Genomic DNA, 19,277 nt, shown 5'->3' with positions numbered 1-19,277 from the left:
CATGTTACCGGCGGGTCACTTAGGCGCTACCGCCTTGGAACGCTTGCTCACCGGGCTCCACCCGACGCTGTTGCGGACCTGCACCGTGAACGCGTACGTCACGCCCTTCTTGGCCGCCAGCGCCAGCTCCCGCTTCACTGCGGTCGAGGTCGCGGTGATCGTCTTGACCACCTTCGCCTTGCCCTTGACCACCCGATAGATCGTGAGCCGGTACGCCGTCGGGCGCGGCGACACCGCGCTGGCCGGGACTCCCCACGTCATGACGACGGTCTTCTTGCCGCCCTTCTTGCCCGCCTTGAGCACCGCGGACGGGCGGCCGGGCACCGTCGGAGCGACGTACGCCGGCAGCGACACCGTCACCGCAGCAGTGCTCGTCCCCCCGAGGTTGGTCGCCCGGACGGTGGCCGTGTACCTCCCCGGGGCGAGCCCGGTGACGACGTACGAGCTGGGAAGGGTGGCGAAGGTGCGGTGCGCGACGACGCGCGAGCCCGACGTCACCGTCGCCTCGTACCCGTCGACGATGTCACCGGTGCTGGGTGCGCCCCAGCGCAGGGTGACCTGGTGCTGCGGGGCGGCGGCCGTGGCGGTGAGTCCCGTGACCGGTCCCGGCACCTCGGCGAGCGTGCCCTGCGCCGTGGCTGCCGGCCCGACGCCGACGGCGTTGACCGCCTTCACCGAGACGGTGTGGGTGCCCGACGTCAGCGTGCTGTCGACGTAGGTGCGGCCGGAGACCTCGACCTCGGTGCCGCCGTCGATCTGGACCCGGTAGCCGGTCAGCGCGGTGCCGCCGTTGCTCAGCGGAGCAGCCCAGGTCAGGGTGGTCCCCGCGGAGGTGGTCTTCGCGGTGAGCAGGCGCGGTGCCCCCGGCAGCGCCGTCGTGGTGTCACAGCCGCTCACCTCGAGGGTGTAGGCACCCAAGCTGGCGTAGTTGTCGTAGCCGCCGCTCAGCCAGTTGCCACCGAGGTTGCCGCCGCCCTTGACCACGGCGAAGTACGGGCCGCCCGCAGCCGGGACGGTGATCGCGGAACCCAGCCCGCTGGGCGCCTCCATCCAGTACCCCGGCGCGTTCCACGGCTCGACCGAGCCAGCGTCGTCCTGCTCCGTGACCGGGTTGGTGTCCAGGGTCGTGCCCGGCGCGGCGACACCGTTGGCGTCGACCACACTGAGCGAGATGTCGAGGTCGGCACCGACCTGGGCGGCGTTGGCCCTCACCGTCGCCCCGGCAGCGCACTGGCTCAGCGCGTACGTGTCGGACTGCGAGGCGGCCGTGATGTAGTGCGTGGTGCCCGGATCGACGGTCAGCGGCGAGGCGAGCGAGCTCGGCAGCGTCTCCCGGCTGCCGACGATCGAGCGGATGATCGCGACGTCGTCCTGGAGCGGGATCTGGATCGGACCCGAGGAGTTCGAGCTCCAGTTGTGCGCGTTCGGGTAGTCGCCCTTGGACCACTGCGTGACCGTGTTGTAGTACGCCGCTCCCATGATCGGCGCCCAGACCTTCTGGCCGGCGCCGTCGGCGGGGGCGTAGTAACTGTCCTCGGTCGCGTTGTCGCCGTCGTGCACCAGACCGAAGGTGTGCCCGGACTCGTGCGAGGAGACCTCGGCGACGCTCGACGGGATGTTGTAGGTGCCGTCGGAGAAGACCCAGGCGATCTCGTTCAGGTCGGCCGGCGGGTTCGTCACGCCCCAGTCGGTGATCGGGGAGTTGATCGCCCCGGTGATCGCCACGCCGCCGCACTGGTTGTTGCAGATCACCTGCGCCGGGACCGTCGAGTCGGTGATGACGACGTGGGTGCCGAAGTGGGTGTCGGAGGCGCTGGCCATCGACAGCGCCGCCTCGCCTGGGTCGGCGGTGGTGACGTCGACGTCGAAGGCCGCGTAGTCCTCGGCGACGCGGGACCAGATCTCCTGGATCGCGGCCTTCTCGTCGTTGGTGAAGGACGGACCGTTGCCGGACGGGTCCCAGCCGGCGTACGTCTGCGCCGGGACACCGAGCTCGCTGTGCCAGGCGTTGCGGGCCGAGACGGTCACGCCGTCGAAGTCCAGGAAGATGGTGTGGGTGGAGCCGGGCAGGCTGTGCAGCGCGAACGTGTCGGCCAGCGGGTACGGCGCCGTGAGCGGGTCGGCGGTGAAGCCGACGGCCTGCTCGGGGGCGGTCGGGATCTCCTCGCGGTAGGTGACCCGGCCCGCCTGGGTGATCCACGCCGTCGGGTCGGTCTCCAGCACGCCGCGGAGCTCGTCCTCACTCAGCCCGGCGCGCTCGGCCACGGGGGCCAGCGCGTCGCCGAGCGCCGTGATCGCGGCCGTGCCGTGCATCGGTTTCGTCAGGCCGGTGTCGATGCCGCCGTGACGTCCGCTCGTGGAGGCCGACGCTCCCGACGGTGCCGTGGTGGCCGTGGTGGCCGTCGAGGCAGCCGACGTACCAGCGTGGGCAGGCGCGCTCGTGCCGCTGGTCGCGGCCGAGGAGGCACCCGCACCGGTCTGGACCGGCACGCTCGCGGCGGTCGTCGCCGAGCCGCCGGTGGAGGGCTCAGCCGAACCCTGGACCGCCACATATCCGCACACCAGCGCGGCGAGCGCCGTCGAAACGGTCACCACCGCCCACGATCGACGACGCATGAATCCAGCCTAGGAGAGGAACCTGTGGAGCATGACGCTTTCTCAGATCGGCCCCACGCCGCCCAGCCTGAGGGTCAGTAGCGCGAGCCCTGAGCCTCGATCTCCTTGAGCATCCGGACCCGGTCCTTGCCGGTCGCCTTGACGACCTTGCGCAGCTTCTTGAGCTGGGAGGGCAGGTTGCGCACGGTGGTGGACTCCCACCAGCCGTTGGGGAAGGAGAGCCGCAGCGTCTTGTGCCAGGCGCTGGCGACCTGCTTCGGCATCGAGGCCGAGTGGTAGTTCAGGCCGTACTTCTCGAAGATCGCCCGAACCCGCGGGGCCACCTCGGCGTACCGGTTGGAGGGCAGGTCGGGCCAGATGTGGTGCTCGATCTGGTGCGACAGGTTGCCCGAGAGGATGTGCACGGCCTTAGAGCCGGAGATGTTGGCCGAGCCGATCATCTGGCGGATGTACCAGTCGCCGCGGGTCTCGTTCTCGGGGAGCTCGTCGAGCTCGAAGGTGGCCACGCCCTCGGGGAAGTGACCGCACATGATCACCGAATGCGACCAGACGTTGCGGCCCAGGTTGGCCAGCGCGTTGGCGACCAGGGTGAACGGCGCCGACGGACCCGACAGGATCGGGTGGATCACGTAGTCACGCAGCGCCTGCTTCTTGATCTTCTTGAAGCCCTCCCGCACCATCCGGTCGTTCTCCGGGTCGCGCTCCTCCTTCGGTGTGCGAGCCCAGTCCCCGAACTTCACGTCGTAGGCCGCGATGCCGTATTCGAAGAGCAGCATGTTGAGGAAGTTGTACGCCGGCTGCCACAGGCACTTCGTCGACCACTCCTGTGCCTCGTCGACCCGAACGACGCCCCAGCCGAGGTCGTTGTCCATCCCCACGATGTTCGTGTAGGTGTGGTGCTCCTCGTTGTGGGTCTTCTTCCAGCCCTCGGCGGTCGAGGCCGAGTCCCACTCCCAGGTGGTGGAGTGGATCTTCGGGTCACGCATCCAGTCCCACTGGCCGTGCAGGATGTTGTGACCGATCTCCATGTTCTCCAGGATCTTGGCCACGGTCAGGCCCGCGGTGCCCGCGATGAAGGCCGGCGGGAAGATGCTGGCGAGCAGGACCGCGCGCGAGCCGAGCTCCAGAGCGCGCTGGGTCTTGATCACGGAGCGGATGTACTTCGCGTCGCGCTCGCCGCGACTGGCCATCACCTCGGCACGGATCGCGTCGAGCTCGCGCCCGATCGCCTCGATGTCCTCACGACTCAGGTGCGCGATCGGGTTGTTCGGGTCGACCGTGAGACGGGGCTCTTCGGCGATGGTCATGTGTGGACTACTCCCTCAGTGTTCGATCACGCAGGCACCAGCGGCAGCGCTGATGCAGGTCTGGACGTTCAGGCCGTCGGTCTCCCCCGGGACGGCGACGATCAGGTCGCCGTTGCGGAGGTCGCGCACGGCGCCCTCCTTGAGTGGGAGGACGCAGCCGAAGCAGATGCCCATCCGGCACCCGCTCGGCATGAGGACGCCGGCGGCCTCGGCGGCGTCGAGGATGGGGGTGGCGGCGTCGAGGTCGAGTTCGACGGCAGCGCCGGTGGTGGCCCCGGTCAGGGTGACGGTGCCACCCTCGCCGACGACCACGGTGGAGGTGCGGAACTGCTCCAGGTGCAGCGGCAGGGCGGCGGCCTCGTGGTGCGCGGTGAGCGCGTCGAGCAGCCCGACCGGCCCGCAGGCGTAGGTGCTGCGCTCGGCCAGGTCGGGGACCAGGTCGGCGAGCTGCGCCACGTCGAAGGTGCCGTGCTGGTCGTCGTACCGCGAGATCAGGGTGACCGCACCTGCCGCGTCGAGCTCGGCCAAGTTGTCGGCGAAGATGGTCGCCGGAGCGGTCGGCGCGAGGTGCACGCAGACGATGTCGAGGCCGGCGCTGGACTCGGGCACGATCACCCCCGCGTCGGTCACCGGGAACAGGTTGCGCAGCATCCCGATCACCGGGGTGATCCCGGAGCCGGCGGTGACGAAGAGGAACTTCTGCGTGCTCAGCGGGGCCGGCAGGACGAACTCGCCCTGCGCCTGGTCGATGTGGACCAGGGTCCCGGGCACCGCCTGGTGGACGAGGTAGGGGCTGACCTTGCCGCCATCGACCGCCTTGACGGTGATCGAGATGTTGCCGTCGGCACGCGGACCGTGGGTCAGCGAGTACGCGCGCCACTGGCGGATGCCGTCGACGTCGACGCCGATGCGCATGTACTGGCCCGGGACGTGGCCCGCCCAGTCCTTGCCCGGCTTCATCACCAGGGTCGCCGCGTCGGCCGTCTCCGGGTGCACCGAGACGATCCGGGCCCGCAGGTCGGCGCCCTTGCGCAGCGGGCTGAACATGTCGAGGTAGTCCGACGGGACGAGCGGGGTCGCCAGGGCAGCCGCTACTTGGCCGGCACGTTCGGCGATCCAGGAACTCACACGACCATCATGATGGTTCAGACGGTTAGATTCATGTGCCTCTGACGTGAAGATGAACTAGTTTTTTGTTCACCGTTGATAAAATTGCGGCATGGAGGAGCTTTGAGCGAGACGCGTCACACCCCGCCCGTCGGCGAGTTCGGCCTCACCCCCGACATCGTCACCCAGATCGGCGGCCTCCTCCCCCGGGTCGGCGAGGACGTGGTCAACGCCGTCATCGCCGAGGTGCCCGCCTATCAGGACGCCTGGTCGGACGGGAAGATGGCCGGCATCATCCAGTCGGCCGTGCAGGTCGCGCTGTCGGGCTTCCTCTCCGCCGCCGCGGGCGGGGTCGAGGACCTCGCCCTGGCCACCCCGGCCGCGATCCAGGGTGCCTTCGACCTCGGCGGCGGCGAGGCGCGCAGCGGTCGCGCTCCCGAGGCGATCCTCGCGGCGTACCGGATCGGGGCCCGCACCGCCTGGCGCGAGCTCTCCAGCGGAGCGCTCGCGGCCGGCCTGTCCGCCGAGGCACTGGTCGAGTTCGCCGCCCTCGTCTTCGCCTGGATCGACGAGGTCTCCGACGCCTCGGTGGCCGGACACGCCGCCGAGATGGCCTCCTCGGGACGCGAGCGGCAACGGCTGCTGAGCCGCCTCGGCCAGCACCTCATCGACGGCGCCACCGCCGAGGTCGTCGACGACGCCGCCCACGACGCCGACTGGCCCACCCCCACCACGCTCACCGCTGTGCTGCTGCCCAGCGCCCAGCTCGGCACCGTGCTGTCCAGCCTGCCGCCGGCCACCCTCGAGCTCGACGAGCAGCCCGACCTGGGCGGCGTCGCCGTCCTGCTGGTGCCCGACATGGAGCGCCACCGCCGCCCGGCACTGCTCGCCGCGACCTCGGGTCGCGGCGCCGTCGTCGGCCCGGCCAAGCCCTGGCGGGAGGCGCGGGTCTCGTTCCAGCGGGCGTTCCGTGCCCAGCGCGAGGGCCTGCTCGACGACACCGACACCCACCTGGTCTCACTCGTGCTCAACGCCGACCCCGAGGCCTACGCCGACCTGCGCACCTGGGTGCTCGCCCCGATGGCCGACCTGCGCGAGAGCACCCGCGAGAAGCTGCTCGAGACGTTGCAGGCCTGGCTGCTGCACCAGGGGCGCCGTGACGAGATGGCCGCGGCGCTCTTCGTGCACCCGCAGACGGTGCGCTACCGGATCTCCCAGCTCCGCGAGATCTACGGCACCCGGCTCGACGACCCGCGCTGGGTGCTGGCCCTGACACTGGCCCTCGGCACCGGCCGCGACGTGGCACGATGACGACGGTGAAGCGCCGCCCCTCCGCCCTCAGTGCCGCCTGCCTGACACTCGGCCTCCTCGCCGGGGCCGCGGGACTGGCCGGCTGTGGGGCGAGCACGTCCGGCTCGACCCCGACCTCGTCCCCATCGGCCTCGACCTCGTCGTCGGGCAGCACGGAGACGGCGTACGACGCCGCCGTCTCGACCCCGCAGACCGACTCCGTCTACCCACTCGTCGGCGACAAGGTCGTCGACGCCCTGCACTACGGCCTCGACCTGACCTGGGACAAGACCCGGCTCAGCGGCACCGAGACCCTCACCTTCAGGGCCGCGGTCACCTCCCCGACGCTGACCCTCGACTTCGGCGCCGCCCTGACCGCCACGAAGGTGACACTCGACGGCACGGAGGTCACCAGCACCCACACCGGGCAGGACCTCGTCGTCGCCGCACCGGTCACCGCCGACTCCCGGCACGTCCTGACCCTGACGTACGCCGGCACGCCGACCCCGGTGAAGGACCCGGCGAAACGGAGTGACGCCGAGCCGCTCGGCCTGACCGCGACCCCCGAGGGCGGGCTGTGGACGATGCAGGAGCCGTACGGCGCCTTCACCTGGTACGCCGTCAACGACCAGCCCGCCGACAAGGCGCTCTACGACGTCACCGTGCACGCCCCGGCCGGGATGGTGGGGATCAGCAACGGCACCCTGACCTCGCGCACCGACACCGCGGCGGGCACCACCACGGTGTGGCACTCCGCTGCGCCGATGGCCTCCTATCTGACCACGCTGGCGGTCGGCGCCTACACCGAGACGAAGGCGACCTCGGCCTCCGGCGTGCCGCTGGCCTACTGGGTGCCGACCGATGACAGCACCCCGCTGAAGACCCTGAAGAAGACCCCCGAGCTGCTCGCCTGGCTGGAGAAGCGGCTCGGCCCGTACCCGTTCGACTCGCTGTCGATCCTGATCGTCCCCGCGCAGAGCGCGATGGAGACGCAGACCACGCTGACCCTGGGCAACACCCCTGACTCCTACTCCGCCGACGTGCTCGTCCACGAGATGGCCCACCAGTGGTACGGCGACGAGGTCACCCCGGCCGACTGGCGCGACGTGTGGATGAACGAGGGGATGGCGACGTACCTGCAGATGACCTGGCAGGACCAGGCCTGGGGCCGCAACGCCGGTGACTCGCTCGCCGACATGACCCTCTTCGAGGCCGACGACCGCGCCAACGGTGGGCCGCCCGGCGCCTACAAGGCCGACCACTTCGCCGACGACAACGTCTACTCCAGCACGGCACTGATGTGGGACCAGGTCCGCAAGACCGTCGGCAAGAAGACGTTCTGGAAGCTGGTCCGGGAGTGGCCGGCCGCCCGCGCGGGCACCAGCGTCACCCGTGCCGACTACCTGAGCTGGCTCTCGACCACGTCCGGCACCAACCTCCGTCCGCTGATCACGCGATGGCTGATGAGCCGCACCACCCCTCCCCTGGTGTCGTCCTCGACGCACCGCTGAGCCGCCGGAGCGGGCACTAGTGGCTCGGGTCGGAAGTTTTGGGATGGTGGGCGTGCTCGGGGTGCGTGCCTCGCAAGGCGGAGGACCGAAGGCGGGCCGGAGGCCCGTCGAGTGTTCGACAACGCAGCGAGGTGCGTGCCCCGAGTGCGCCAACCGCCCAACAACTTCTGACCCGAGCCACTACGGTTCGGGCATGCCCCGTCTCACCGCACGCGAGCTGCTCGACCTGGTCATCGACCCCGGATCGTGGGACTCGTGGGACACCACCCCGCGCCGGGCCGGGATCGGTGCCGCGTACGCCGCTGAGCTGGACGCTGCTGCTGCCAAGGCGGGCACCGACGAGTCCGTGCTGACCGGATCGGCCCTGATCGAGGGCCGCCGGGTGGCGGTCCTGATCAGCGAGTTCGGCTTCCTGGCGGGGTCGATCGGCCGGGACGCGGCCGACCGGCTGGTCGCCGCGATCACCCGGGCGACCGCCGAGGGGCTGCCCCTGATGGGCGCTCCGGCCTCGGGCGGCACCCGGATGCAGGAGGGCACGCCCGCGTTCGTCCAGATGGTGCGGATCGGCGAGGCACTGCTGCGCCACAAGGCCGCCGGCCTGCCGTACCTGGTCTACCTGCGCCACCCCACCACCGGCGGGGTGATGGCGACCTGGGGCTCGCTGGGCCACATCACCGTCGCTGAGCCGCGTGCGCTGCTCGGCTTCCTCGGGCCCAAGGTGGTCGAGCTGGTCACCGGCCAGCCGCTGCCTGCGGACGTGCAGCAGGCCGAGTCGCTCTCCTCGCACGGCATCATCGACGGGATCGTGCTGCCGAGCGACGTCAGGGAGGTGCTGAGTGCGACCCTCGGGCTGGTCTGCGACCAGGTGACGGCGGTTCCGGCACCTGGGTCGGCTGGTGCGACTGCCGCTGAGGGCGCCGAGGGCACTGGGGACGGTGCTGGGGAGGAGACCGAGCAGCCCGACGCCTGGACCGCGATCACCGCGACCCGCGACCCGGCCCGCCCCGGGATCCGGGAGCTGCTGGGGCAGGCCGAGGCCGTCGTACCCCTCAGTGGCACCACCCGGGGGGAGCGTGACTCCGGGATCAGCCTGGCGCTGGCGCGCTTCGGCGGCGTCGCCTGCGTGGTCGTCGCCCAGGACCGCACCGCCCAGGCCAAGCGACCCTTCGGCCCCTCGGGGCTGCGCACCGCCCAGCGCGGGATCGCGCTCGCCGAGTCGCTCGGACTGCCGCTGATGACCGTGATCGACACCCCGGGCGCGGAGCTGTCGGGCAAGGCCGAGAGCGGTGGCATCGCCGGCGAGATCGCCCGCACGCTGGCCGCCCTGGTCGAGGTCCGCACCCCCACGCTCACCCTGATGCTGGGTCAGGGCAACGGCGGCGGCGCGCTGGCCCTCTTCCCCGCCGACCGGATCATCGCCGCCCGCAACGCCTGGCTGACACCGTTGCCACCCGAGGGCGCCTCCGTGATCGTGTACGGCGACACCAGCCACGCCCCGGCGATGGCCGAGGCCCAGCACGTCCGGGCCGGGGACCTGGCCGACCTCGGCGTGGTCGACCGGATCCTGCCCGAGCACCCCGACGCCGCCGCCGAGCCCGAGGCGTTCCTCGCCCGCGTCGCCACCGCGGTCGCCGAGGAGCTGGCGGGTCTACTGGTAGCCGGGCCGGGCACGACAACGGAGCGGGCCGGGCGGTTCACCCGCTGAGCCGCTGACTCCCTGAGCCGCCGGGGATCAGCCCCGCCCGTGCGGCGATCTTGTGACGGCTGTGACAACTCCCCTGCCACGTCGCCCTTTCGTGACATCTGGGGATGCCCGAACGCTGACTTTCTGATGCACTGGTGGACGTCACCGCGTCCATCGCGCACGTCGAGAGGCCAGGGAAACCATGTCCGTGAACGCACGAGAAGGCCGCCGTCGACGGCGCCTCCCCGCCGCCGTCACCGTGCTGCTGCTGGCGACGACCGGGGTCGCAGTGGCGACCGTGGTCAACCACGCGTCGAGTGCGTCGGCCCTCACCCGGGTCGAGGCGCCCAACACCGCGCTCACCGCCGATCCGACCACCCTGGTGACGACCCTCCAGGAGACCGCCTCTGGGCACCTCCAGCGCTGGGTCCCCGACCGGGGGACCGTGGTGGCCCAAGGCGAGGACTTCCGTGCGCTTCCCGCCGCCCAGATCGGCCAGGCCAAGGACGCGTACGTCGAGTACGGCTCGCCGACCTCCCACTCCTGGCGGGTCTTCGTCGGACCCAACTCCGACATCCCTGCCGTCGACCACGCCTGCGAGGCCAGCGCGGGCACGGCCGCCAGCAGCCTGGTGTCGTGCAACGCCCGGCGTACCAGTGACGGCGGCGTCCTGGTCACCACCGAGACAGTGCTCAAGGATGCCTCCGCCGTCGGCGAGGGCAAGTATCAGGCGGTGTCCGAGATCTCGTCGCTGACCAGCGCCGACCTGGCGCGCGCCCGGGTGGACCGCACCGTCACGCTCTACCGCTCGACCGGGACCGTCACGAGCGCGACCGAGACCGTGATCGGAGCCTCGGGCGCGGACTTCACCGATCGGCTCACCACCCCCGAGGCGGCGCTCACCGACGTAGCGGTCGACCCCGCCCTGACCTGGCGCTGACCCAGCTCTGACCGGAGCCCGGGGACCCGATCAGCCCCGCCCGTGCGGCTCGGTCCAGCCACTCAGATCCGGGCCCTTCGGGATGATCCCCGACGGGTTGATGTCGGTGTGCACCACGTAGTAGTGCGCCTTGATCTGCTCGAAGTCGGTGTTGGTGCCGAAGCCCGGGGTCTGGAACAGGTCCCGGGCGTAGCCCCACAGGTTCGGCATCTCGGTGAGCTTGTTCCGGTTGCACTTGAAGTGCCCGTGGTAGACGGCGTCGAAGCGCGCCAGGGTGGTGTAGAGCCGGACGTCGGCCTCGGTGATCGCGTCGCCCATCAGATACCGACTGTGGCCCAGTCGCTCCTCGAGCCAGTCCAGCGCCGTCCAGAGCCGGTCGTAGGCAGCGTCGTACGCCTCCTGGGAGCCGGCGAAGCCGCACCGGTAGACGCCGTTGTTGACCTCGGTGAAGACCCTCCTCATCACGGTCTCCATCTCCTCGCGCACCGCGCTCGGCCACAGGTCGGGCGCACCGTCGCGGTGGTGGTCGCGCCACTCGAAGAAGAAGTCGTGGGTGATCCACGGGAAGTCGTTGGTGACGACCTTGCCTGAGGCGATCTCGACAATCGCGGGGACCGTCACGCCGCGCGGATAGTCCGGGATCCGGGCGTTGTAGGCGTCGCGCAGGAAGTGGATCCCGAGCACCGGGTCGACGCCACCGGGGTCGAGGTCGAACGTCCACGAGCGGGCGTCGTGGGTCGGTCCGGGGCGGCCCAGCGAGATCACGTCCTCCAGGCCGAGCAGCTCGCGCACGATGATGGCGCGGTTGGCCCACGGGCAGGCCATCGCCGCCACCAGCCGGTAGCGGCCCGGCTCGACCGGCCAGGTCGGCGCGCCGTTGGGCTGGTCGACCGGCTCCCCGCCGGAGCGGGTGATCCGGTCGCCGATGTAGTTCATGTCGCGGCTGTACTCGCGACCCTTCTCCACGTACGTCGGGGTCTGGCTCTCAGCGCTCACACCCCGACCCTAACCCCGCCCCCGCAGACCGTGCAGACCGTGCGGACCGTAGCCCGCACGGTCGGCGAGGGTCAGCGGCAGGCGCGGTAGGAACGGGTCGCGGTGACCTTCTTCCCCGACTTCAGGGTGATCACCGCCGAGACGGTCGCCGCACTCCCGGCAGCGACCGGCAGGGTCCGGGCACCGGTCCGACGCAGCTTCGCGCCCTTCAGCGAGGCCTTGGTGGCGCCGTTGACCCTGAGCACGATCTTCTTCGCCTTGGTCCGGCCCGCCTTGGTGATGGTGGCGCTGACAGCGTTCGTGGTGCAGCTACGGCCACCGAGAGCGACGTACTTCCTGCCCTTGCCTGCCACCGCCGAGGCGGCTCCGCCGGGGATGAAGGTCACGGTGATCGAGCCGCTGGCGCTGGCGCCGAAGGCCCGTGCGGCGACGCCGGCCTGGCTGCTGCTCGCCCGGGTCGAGATCTCGCCGCCGATCTGGTAGCTGCCGGCGGGGAGGAACGTCGTCATCGAACCCGTGGTGTTCGGGCCGCTCAGCGACAGGCCGGGGCCGCTGCCGGGACCGTTGTAGAGCACCATGCTCACCGAGGCTCCGGTCGTGGTCCGGGCCGACCCGGAGAAGACCGCCCACATCCCGACCGGGACGGTGAACGCCCCGTCGGCGTCGATGTAGTGCTCAACGGTCATCGAGCACGCGCTCTTCGCGAGCCGCGGCGTGCCACTGATCGAGGCGGAGCCGGCGTACGAGATCCGACCGCCGGAGGCCAGGATCGGGGTGGCCCGCACGGTGGCGCTGCTCGCCACCGACGCGTCGATGACGTCAGCGCTGTTGCCCGAGTACGTCGTCTTCGCGGCAGCCCGCACGGTGCTGGTCACCGGCACGTTGTTCGTGTTCCACGACAGCGACGGCGCCACGCTCGGGCTGAGCCGGGTGCACGACCCGGTGGTCGGCGTCGAGGTGGTGACCCAGGTGTGCGGGAAGAGCGTCCGGTCGGTGCCGAGGGCGTGGGCGGGCGCGACCGGGAGGATCAACGCCACACCGACCGCGCCGCCGGTCACGGTGGCAGCCACGGTGGCGGCCAGGGCGCGGGCGGTGGAGAGACTCATCGCGACCACCTCAGCGGCAGGCGCGGTAGGAGCGCGCGACGCTGACCTTCTTGCCCTTCTTCGGGGTGATGGTCGCGACGACGGTGGCGTTGCTGGTCGGGCTGATCCCGCCCAGCGTCAGGCCGCCGGCCTTCTTGAGCCTGGTGCCCTTGAGCGCGACCCGGGTGACGCCGTTGACCTTGATCACGACCTTCTTGGCCTTCTTGCGAGCGGCCTTGGTGACGGCGGCGCTGACAGCGTTCGTGGTGCAGCTACGGCCACCGAGAGCGACGTACCTCCCACCCTTGCCGGAGATCGCGGAGGCCGCACCGCCGGGGGTGAACGTCCAGGTGGTGGAGCCCGAGACGCTGGCCGAGACCGCGGAGCCGGCGGCCGTGGTCGAGGCCACGGTGGTGCGCCAGGCCGAGAGGCTGACGTCGTAGCCGTACTCGCCCGGCGGCAGGTAGAGGCTGGTCGAGCCGGTCACCCGGCTGCCACCGAGGGCGAGCGAGGTGTCGACGCTGGCGTTGGAGTCGTCGTAGCCGTAGACGTTGACCTGCAGGCCGGCGCCCTTGGTCGAGGACGCCGAGCCGGAGATGGTCAGCCACATCCCGACCGGGACCTCGAAGTCGCCGTCGGCGTTCATCGAGCTGGAGACGTAGGCGCGGCACTTGCTGTTGGCGACGCGAGCCTTGGCCGAGAGGCTGGTGGAGCCCGAGAACGCGATCGTGCCGCCGGCCGTGGAGAGCGGGGTCGCCCGGACCGTGCCCGAGCCGGCGGTGGTGACATCGGTGATGTCGGTGGCGCTGCCCGACCACTTCAGGGCGCCCTTGCGGGTCTGCGAGTTCGCCACGGCGATGCCGTTGTCGTTCCAGGACTTGCTCACCGTTGCGGGCAGCGCGGTGGAGACCGCGCAGGTGCCCGAGGTCGGGGTGCCGGAGCTGCTGATCGAGCCGCCGACGCCGAGGCGGCCGTAGCTGATCACTGCCTGGGCGGGGCTGGCGGTGATCGCCACGCCTCCGACCAGGGCGCCCGTCGCGAGCAGAGCGGCGCCGGTGCGCAGCGTGGTACGTGCCATCAGTAGACCTCCGAGAGTCCCAGATCCGAGTGTCGAGAGCCGCGCACTGTCCGGTGCCCGGCGCCCCCACCGTAGGAGGAAGTGTCTAGACCGGCAACCGGGTGCCCGCTGGGTGGTCGGCGCCCGGCCCTGCGGTGACCTGCTTGACTGGTCGCGTGCGCTTCCTCGCCTGGCTTCTGACCCACGCCGTCGCGTTGGCCGTCGCGGCCCAGTTCTTCCACGGGATCTGGTTCGACGGCCCGTCCTCGGGGATCGAGGAGGTCAAGCACAAGCTGCTGCCACTGCTGCTCGTCGCCCTGATCATGGGCGTGGTGAACGCCATCGTGAAGCCGGTCCTGACCTTCGTCACCCTGCCCGCGGTGATCCTCACCCTCGGGCTCTTCCTGGTGATCATCAACGCCCTGATGCTCAAGCTCACCTCGTGGCTGGCCGGGGGTCTGGGGATCGGCTTCCACGTCGAGGGCGCCGGCACCGCGATCGGCGGCGCGATCGTGATCACGATCGTCACCTGGGCCGTGGACCGGCTCCTGGAGAAGGACCGCCACCCCGCCCGGTGAGGGGCCGTAACCGGCGCTGATCCTGGGTCGTTGTGCCAGCGTGAACGCACTGTCCCTTCTGATCCCGCGCCCGCAGGGGCAGCCGGGTGAGCGGACCGACGAGGAGGACTTCCACCTGCTGGTGGAGGCCATCGAGACGCTGCTGTTCACCTCCGCCGATCGCCCCGAGCTGCTCGACCGGGCCGTGCTGTCGGCGGCGATCGCCGAGCTGACCGCGCGCTGGCCCGAGGCCGCGGCCGAGCTGGCGCCCCGGATCGCTGCCCGGCATCGCCGCCGCGCGTCCTGAGCCTCCCGACCCCGCCCTGAGCCGGCGTCACCTCACCAGCGCGAGCACCTTCTCCGCGACCAGCTTCTGCTCGTCCTCGGTGGGGTGCAGCGGCTGCGCGCCCTGACCGTCGATCCCGGCGATCCAGGGCTTCGAGCCGCACAGGCCGTGGTCGGCGGTGGCCCGGTAGAGGTCGGCGAACTGCACCTTGGTCGCGGTCGCGGCAGCCTTGATCGCGGTGGCGAGGCGGCTGTTGATGTCGATCGCCGCCGAGGTCACCGCTGCCGGCACCGGCAGCGCCGCGCACGGCGCCTGGGCGGAGATGATCGTCGGATAGCCGACCAGCACCACGGTGGCCTTCGGGGCCTTGGCCCGGACGGCGCGGACCAGCTTCTCGATCCGGCCCGGCAGCGCCCCCAGGGTCTGCTGCACCTGCGCGACCCGGGTGGTGCAGTCGGCGGCCTGCTGCACGCAGACGGTGGCCAGCCCGATCAGGTCGAGGTCGTTGCCGCCGACGCCGATCGTGATCAGGTCGGTGTCGGCCTTGACCGCCGCGATCTGGGCGGGCAGCACCTGGCCGGTCACGGTCTGGCCCTTGAGCAGATCGGTGACGGTCGCCCCGGAGCAGCTGACGTCGTCGAGCGGCGCCCTGAGCGCCGCCGCGACGAGCCGCGGGTAGTTGGCCGTGGAGCGGCCACAGTCACCAGTGCCGAGCGCCGGCTCGACCCCGGGCGCCGCGGTGTAGGAGTCACCGAGTGCCACATAGTGCGCGAACTTCACCGGCGTGGTGTCGGAGCCGCAGCCCGAGAGCAGGGCGAGCAGCGCAAGAAGCACGAGGAGAGAGGCCGCAGCAGGCGCCGCGACGCCCGCGCTCCGCACCGAGGGGGTCCGCATGGCTGGGGATTATGCATCCCTCACCCGACCGCCGCATGACCGGCGTCCATTTCTGGCACCCCGGTCCAGACCAGTTCCTGATCACTATTTCGCCCCGTAGCCCCGACACCCGGTGCCGCGTTGAGTCGAGGAGCGTGGGGACGTGAAAGGACATCTGATGGGACTCGACAACGCCCTTCATTTCGAGACTCCTGCGGAGGCATCTCGAACGCGGGCCGAGCCGTGGCTGCGCCGCATCCACCCGTTGCTGCGGCGGGTGCGCACGGCGTACCTCGCCCTGCCGCGACGCACCCAGATGATCGTCGACATCTCGCTGCACCTGCTGCTGCCGTTCGTGATCGGCTTCGCGATCTACGTGCCGTTGGCGATGTTCGACCCGGCGATCCTGTCGGCTTGGTACGTCGTCCTGGTGCTGTCCCTGCTGAGCACGGCGCTCGTCATCTCGATGGAGTGCGCGCACGCCCTGCGCTTCCCCGAGCCGCCGCTGGCAGCGCCGCCGGCGGCGGACCGGCTGCCGGTGATCGGGGTCGTGATCGCGGCGCACCTGGTCAACGAGGCCGACACCATCATGGAGTCGCTGCACCACCACCTCTCGGTCGACTACCCGGTCGGGAAGCTGATCGTGGTGTGCAGCTACAACTCCGCCGAGCGGCTCCCGGTCGAGGCCGAGCTGACCCGGCTCGCCGCCGAGGACCCGCGCTTCGTCGCGCTGCGGGTGGAGGGGTCGCGGTCGAAGGCGGAGAACATCAACGCCGCCCTGGACTACCTCACCGACTGCGTCGACATCATCGGCTTCTTCGACGCCGACCACCACCCGCACCCGAGCGTCCCGCTGCGCGCCGTACGGTGGCTGGCCGACGAGGCCGGGGAGCGCCGCGTCGACGTGGTCCAGGGCCAGTGCCTGATCCGCAACCAGGGCGACTCCGGGGTGGCCGCGACGGTGGCCGCCGAGTTCGCCACCATGTACGCCGTCTCGCACCCGGGCCGCACCTCGCTGAACGGCTTCGGCATCTTCGGCGGCAGCAACGGCTTCTGGCGCAGCGAGGTGATCGAGGCGATCGGGATGGACCCCGAGATGCTGACCGAGGACATCGACGCCACCTCGCGGGCGCTGCTCGCCGGCTACCGGATCGGCACCGACCCCGGGATGGTCTCCACCGAGCTCGCACCCCAGACCTGGACCGCCCTGTGGCGCCAGCGGATGCGGTGGGCCCAGGGCTGGTGGGAGGTCACCCAGCGGCACACCGTGGCACTGCTGCGCTCAAAGCACCTCAGCCTCCAGCAGAAGCGCGGCGTCGGCGTGCTCTACGTCTGGCGGGTGCTGCACCCGTGGCTGGCCGCCCAGATGTGGCCGCTGATCATCGCGCTGCTGCTCTTCCGCAGCACCACCGGCCACGCCTACTCCTGGGGCGTGCCGATCTTCGTGCTCACCACCCTCGTCACCCTGGGCACCCCGATCCTCCAGGCAGCGATCGCCCGCCGGCTCTCCCCGCCGCTGCTGCGCGACCAGCGCCGCCTCTTCGTCAGGTTCGGCTTCCTGTCGATGCTCTTCTACGCCGAGTTCAAGGCGATCATCAACCGCGCCGCGATCGTGCGCGACCTGTTCGGCATGCACGAGTGGAACGTCACCCCGCGCAGCCGGCACACCGAGGTCCGCCGCGAGCACACCGCCCACGGCAGCGACGATCGCGCGGTCGCCTGATGCCCGGCACCCACGCCTCGGGTACCCGAAGCCGCGCGGCGAAGACCACCGCGGCCACCGCCCAGCGCCGGGTCTCGGCGTTCGCCCTGTCCGGCGTCGACGGCTGGCGCGGGATCGCCGCGGTCGCGGTGATCCTGGCGCACGTGTGGACCAACATGGACATGAACGGCGACGGCATGGGGCCGGGCACCAGCCTGCCGTGGGTGATGTGGATCATGCAGAACCTCGACATCGTGATCGACATGTTCTTCGTCCTCTCGGCGATCCTGATCTGGCTGCCCTTCGGCGCCGCGATGCTGAGCGACAAGGCCCCGCTGCCGCACGGCGGCGTCTTCTTCATCCGCCGCGTCACCCGCTTCCTGCCGCTGTACTGGGTGGTCGTCGTCTTCCAGTGGTCGCTGCACAACTACAACGTCGCCAAGGCCGACTGGATCGACCTGATCGAGCACCTGACCCTGACCCAGTCCCTGGACAGCAAGCGGATCTTCTACACCGTCGGCCCGGCCTGGACCATGTCGGTGGAGTGGTTCTTCTACCTCTCGATGGCCTTCATCGCGCCGTTCTTCGTGCGCTGGATCCGACGCAACGCCCGCACGCCGGGCGGCCGGCTCGGCCTGTTCGTCCTGGGCACCGCGCCGATCCTGCTCGCCTCGCTCGCCTTCAAGGCGTACGTCGCCGCCGCGAACATCCCGGTCACGGACTGGGCCTGGCGGTTCGGGCCGGCGGCCAAGGCCGACATCTTCATCATCGGGATGTGGACCGGCACCCTGATCGTGATCCTGCGCGGCCGCAAGCTCCCGGTGTTCATGCTGCCCGCGCTGCTCGCAGTGGCGGTCTGGTCCTACGCCCAGGTGATGGTGCCGCCCACGGTCGACCACAACCTGCACCACGAGATCATCAGGCACACGGTCGCCTCGCTGGCGTTCTGCCTGATGCTCTTCGGGCTGTCCACCTCCCGCTGGCAGCTACCGGCGCGGATGATCGACAACAAGGTGATGATGCCGCTGAGCCTGATGGCCTACAGCATCTACATCCTGCACGAGGGGATCATGGGCTGGGCCGAGAAGCACGGCCTGTTCAGCTACGCCCAGAACGGCAACGCCTACGCCTACAACGCCGTGATGGTGCTCGCGCTCGCCCTGCCGATCTCGTGGTTCTTCCACCGTGCCATCGAGATGCCGTGGGCGAACGTGTCCTGGCTGGTCAACAGCAACGGCACCAAGCGGGAGCTCTACCCGCACCTGCTGGCGACCTCGGCACCGCACGACGCCCGCCTGCTGGCGTCGTACATCTCGCACGCCAAACGGAGGGCGGGGCAGCACTTCGGGCCGAGCTCGAACGTGACGGTGCTGGCGCAGCGCTTCGACACCGGGCCCGCGTCCCCGGCCCCGATGACCGGTACGGCGCCGACCCCGGTCGGAGGCGTCGGATGAGCACCCTCAAGCGCAGTCTGATCGCGGTCGCCGCGCTCGCCCTGATCGGCGGCCTGGTCACCTGGGGTGTGCTGGCGCACCGTGACTCCCCGCGCTGGAAGCTCGGCGAGGAGTTCACCAGCACCCAGGGCGACGCGCTGCTGCGCAACAGCCTGGCCGGCCTAGACAGTGCGGCGATCCTGGTCCACATCCAGGGCCGGACCGACTTCGACCTGGAGGGCGCCGTCGCCCTCACCACCCCGAAGGTCAGGGCCGCGCTGCGGCTGACCGCCGCCGGGCTGCCGCAGACCACGGTGGTGCGGATCATCGGCCGTCAGGCGTGGGTGCAGACCGCCCCGAAGCAGCAGTGGGCGCGCACCAGTCTCGACTCGACGGCCAACGGCTGGGCCAAGACGGTGCTCTCCCAGATCGCCGGCGGGATCGACCTGCACCGGCTCTTCGAGGGCGCGAGCCTGGGGATCCGGGCGATGAAGTTCAAGGGCGACTTCACCGAGGCCGGTGTCTCCGGTGGCGTCTTCACCTTCACGATCAACGCCCTGGCGGTGCGCGAGCTGCTCCCCCAGCTGCTCACCCAGCAGTCCGCGGAGATCCGCACCCGGGTCCCCGCCGCGGTCTGGCTCGACGACCAGGGCCGCCTGCTGCGTTTCGAGACGAAGATGAACGAGGAGGCGGTGGCGGTCACCATCACCGGCCGCAACCCGACCGTGAAGGTCAACGCTCCGTCAGGCCCGACGATCCCGTTGAGCCAGCTCAACGTGGTCGCGCCGGAGCCGTCGACGACACCGTCCCCGACGCTCGGCTAACAGATCGGG

16 protein-coding genes are annotated in these 19,277 nt (G+C 70.8%); 9 read left to right on the top strand and 7 right to left on the bottom strand.

Annotation, left to right across the window (positions count from 1 at the left end; all coding sequences use genetic code 11):
• Positions 1-15: 15 nt before the first annotated feature.
• The 3 genes from Q1V88_RS00160 to Q1V88_RS00150 all read right to left on the bottom strand — a co-directional run bounded on the left by Q1V88_RS00160 (position 16) and on the right by Q1V88_RS00150 (position 5,051).
• Positions 16-2,616: a M12 family metallo-peptidase gene (locus Q1V88_RS00160; protein WP_300676016.1), complete on the bottom strand. Its 2,601-nt coding sequence runs from the start codon at positions 2,614-2,616 to the stop codon at positions 16-18.
• Positions 2,617-2,690: 74 nt separating this feature from the next.
• Positions 2,691-3,923, bottom strand: a complete 1,233-nt coding sequence (locus Q1V88_RS00155) for an acyl-CoA desaturase (protein ID WP_300676013.1) — start codon at positions 3,921-3,923, stop codon at positions 2,691-2,693.
• Positions 3,924-3,938: 15 nt separating this feature from the next.
• On the bottom strand, positions 3,939-5,051 hold the full coding sequence (locus Q1V88_RS00150; RefSeq protein WP_300676010.1) for a ferredoxin reductase: 1,113 nt from the start codon (positions 5,049-5,051) through the stop codon (positions 3,939-3,941).
• Between the two features lie 102 nt (positions 5,052-5,153).
• Between Q1V88_RS00150 and Q1V88_RS00145 the strand changes: the two genes are divergently transcribed.
• The 4 genes from Q1V88_RS00145 (at position 5,154) to Q1V88_RS00130 (ending at position 10,455) form a co-directional block, all read left to right on the top strand.
• Positions 5,154-6,341, top strand: a complete 1,188-nt coding sequence (locus Q1V88_RS00145) for a CdaR family transcriptional regulator (RefSeq protein ID WP_300676008.1) — start codon at positions 5,154-5,156, stop codon at positions 6,339-6,341.
• On the top strand, positions 6,338-7,831 hold the full coding sequence (locus Q1V88_RS00140) for a M1 family metallopeptidase (RefSeq protein WP_300676006.1): 1,494 nt from the start codon (positions 6,338-6,340) through the stop codon (positions 7,829-7,831). The genes Q1V88_RS00145 and Q1V88_RS00140 overlap by 4 nt, the downstream gene beginning before the upstream one ends.
• A gap of 193 nt (positions 7,832-8,024) precedes the next feature.
• Positions 8,025-9,536 carry a carboxyl transferase domain-containing protein gene (locus Q1V88_RS00135; protein ID WP_300676004.1) on the top strand — a complete coding sequence of 504 codons (1,512 nt, stop codon included), beginning with the start codon at positions 8,025-8,027 and terminating at the stop codon, positions 9,534-9,536.
• A 187-nt stretch (positions 9,537-9,723) separates the two neighbouring features.
• Positions 9,724-10,455, top strand: a complete 732-nt coding sequence (locus Q1V88_RS00130; protein ID WP_300676001.1) for a hypothetical protein — start codon at positions 9,724-9,726, stop codon at positions 10,453-10,455.
• Between the two features lie 30 nt (positions 10,456-10,485).
• Here Q1V88_RS00130 and Q1V88_RS00125 read toward each other — a convergent pair whose 3' ends face one another.
• The 3 genes from Q1V88_RS00125 to Q1V88_RS00115 all read right to left on the bottom strand — a co-directional run bounded on the left by Q1V88_RS00125 (position 10,486) and on the right by Q1V88_RS00115 (position 13,614).
• Positions 10,486-11,451, bottom strand: coding sequence for a glutathione S-transferase C-terminal domain-containing protein (locus Q1V88_RS00125; protein ID WP_300676000.1), 966 nt, complete (start codon positions 11,449-11,451; stop codon positions 10,486-10,488).
• A 71-nt stretch (positions 11,452-11,522) separates the two neighbouring features.
• Positions 11,523-12,557: a hypothetical protein gene (locus Q1V88_RS00120; protein WP_300675998.1), complete on the bottom strand. Its 1,035-nt coding sequence runs from the start codon at positions 12,555-12,557 to the stop codon at positions 11,523-11,525.
• 10 nt (positions 12,558-12,567) lie between these two features.
• Positions 12,568-13,614: a hypothetical protein gene (locus tag Q1V88_RS00115; RefSeq protein ID WP_300675997.1), complete on the bottom strand. Its 1,047-nt coding sequence runs from the start codon at positions 13,612-13,614 to the stop codon at positions 12,568-12,570.
• A gap of 155 nt (positions 13,615-13,769) precedes the next feature.
• On the opposite strand from Q1V88_RS00115, the gene Q1V88_RS00110 reads away from it, so the two are divergent.
• Together Q1V88_RS00110 and Q1V88_RS00105 are read left to right on the top strand one after the other, a co-directional pair.
• On the top strand, positions 13,770-14,171 hold the full coding sequence (locus Q1V88_RS00110; protein ID WP_300675995.1) for a phage holin family protein: 402 nt from the start codon (positions 13,770-13,772) through the stop codon (positions 14,169-14,171).
• A 40-nt stretch (positions 14,172-14,211) separates the two neighbouring features.
• Complete coding sequence (locus Q1V88_RS00105) at positions 14,212-14,457, top strand: hypothetical protein (protein WP_300675992.1); 246 nt, start codon at positions 14,212-14,214, stop codon at positions 14,455-14,457.
• Positions 14,458-14,484: 27 nt separating this feature from the next.
• Here the strand turns inward: Q1V88_RS00105 and Q1V88_RS00100 are convergent, their stop codons facing one another.
• A complete protein-coding gene (locus Q1V88_RS00100) occupies positions 14,485-15,330 on the bottom strand; it encodes an SGNH/GDSL hydrolase family protein (RefSeq protein WP_300675990.1) in 846 nt (281 codons plus the stop codon).
• A gap of 157 nt (positions 15,331-15,487) precedes the next feature.
• Between Q1V88_RS00100 and Q1V88_RS00095 the strand changes: the two genes are divergently transcribed.
• The 3 genes from Q1V88_RS00095 to Q1V88_RS00085 are packed head-to-tail and all read left to right on the top strand — an operon-like array spanning position 15,488 to position 19,268.
• Positions 15,488-17,032 (top strand): glycosyltransferase family 2 protein, encoded by a 1,545-nt coding sequence (locus Q1V88_RS00095; protein WP_300675987.1) that lies wholly within the window; start codon positions 15,488-15,490, stop codon positions 17,030-17,032.
• Positions 17,032-18,465 carry an acyltransferase gene (locus tag Q1V88_RS00090; protein ID WP_300675984.1) on the top strand — a complete coding sequence of 478 codons (1,434 nt, stop codon included), beginning with the start codon at positions 17,032-17,034 and terminating at the stop codon, positions 18,463-18,465. Before Q1V88_RS00095 ends, Q1V88_RS00090 begins: the two co-directional genes overlap by 1 nt.
• Entirely contained in the window at positions 18,462-19,268 is an 807-nt protein-coding gene (locus Q1V88_RS00085; RefSeq protein ID WP_300675983.1) for a hypothetical protein, read from the top strand. The genes Q1V88_RS00090 and Q1V88_RS00085 overlap by 4 nt, the downstream gene beginning before the upstream one ends.
• The last annotated feature ends 9 nt before the right edge of the window (positions 19,269-19,277 follow it).

Source organism: Nocardioides sp., from assembly GCF_030150155.1.
GTDB lineage: Bacteria > Actinomycetota > Actinomycetes > Propionibacteriales > Nocardioidaceae > Nocardioides.
Note: the sequence above shows the minus strand (reverse complement) of the source record. Positions and strands in the feature narration are given on the sequence as shown.

Excerpts from the sequence above, each read along its gene's own strand:
- Q1V88_RS00120 (WP_300675998.1), bottom strand. The coding sequence starts at position 12,557 with ATGAGTCTCTCCACCGCCCGCGCCCTGGCCGCCACCGTGGCTGCCACC.
- Q1V88_RS00140 (WP_300676006.1), top strand. The coding sequence starts at position 6,338 with ATGACGACGGTGAAGCGCCGCCCCTCCGCCCTCAGTGCCGCCTGCCTG.
- Q1V88_RS00155 (WP_300676013.1), bottom strand. The coding sequence starts at position 3,923 with ATGACCATCGCCGAAGAGCCCCGTCTCACGGTCGACCCGAACAACCCG.
- Q1V88_RS00115 (WP_300675997.1), bottom strand. The coding sequence starts at position 13,614 with ATGGCACGTACCACGCTGCGCACCGGCGCCGCTCTGCTCGCGACGGGC.
- Q1V88_RS00100 (WP_300675990.1), bottom strand. The coding sequence starts at position 15,330 with ATGCGGACCCCCTCGGTGCGGAGCGCGGGCGTCGCGGCGCCTGCTGCG.
- Q1V88_RS00085 (WP_300675983.1), top strand. The coding sequence starts at position 18,462 with ATGAGCACCCTCAAGCGCAGTCTGATCGCGGTCGCCGCGCTCGCCCTG.
- Q1V88_RS00135 (WP_300676004.1), top strand. The coding sequence starts at position 8,025 with ATGCCCCGTCTCACCGCACGCGAGCTGCTCGACCTGGTCATCGACCCC.
- Q1V88_RS00095 (WP_300675987.1), top strand. The coding sequence starts at position 15,488 with ATGGGACTCGACAACGCCCTTCATTTCGAGACTCCTGCGGAGGCATCT.
- Q1V88_RS00160 (WP_300676016.1), bottom strand. The coding sequence starts at position 2,616 with ATGCGTCGTCGATCGTGGGCGGTGGTGACCGTTTCGACGGCGCTCGCC.
- Q1V88_RS00090 (WP_300675984.1), top strand. The coding sequence starts at position 17,032 with ATGCCCGGCACCCACGCCTCGGGTACCCGAAGCCGCGCGGCGAAGACC.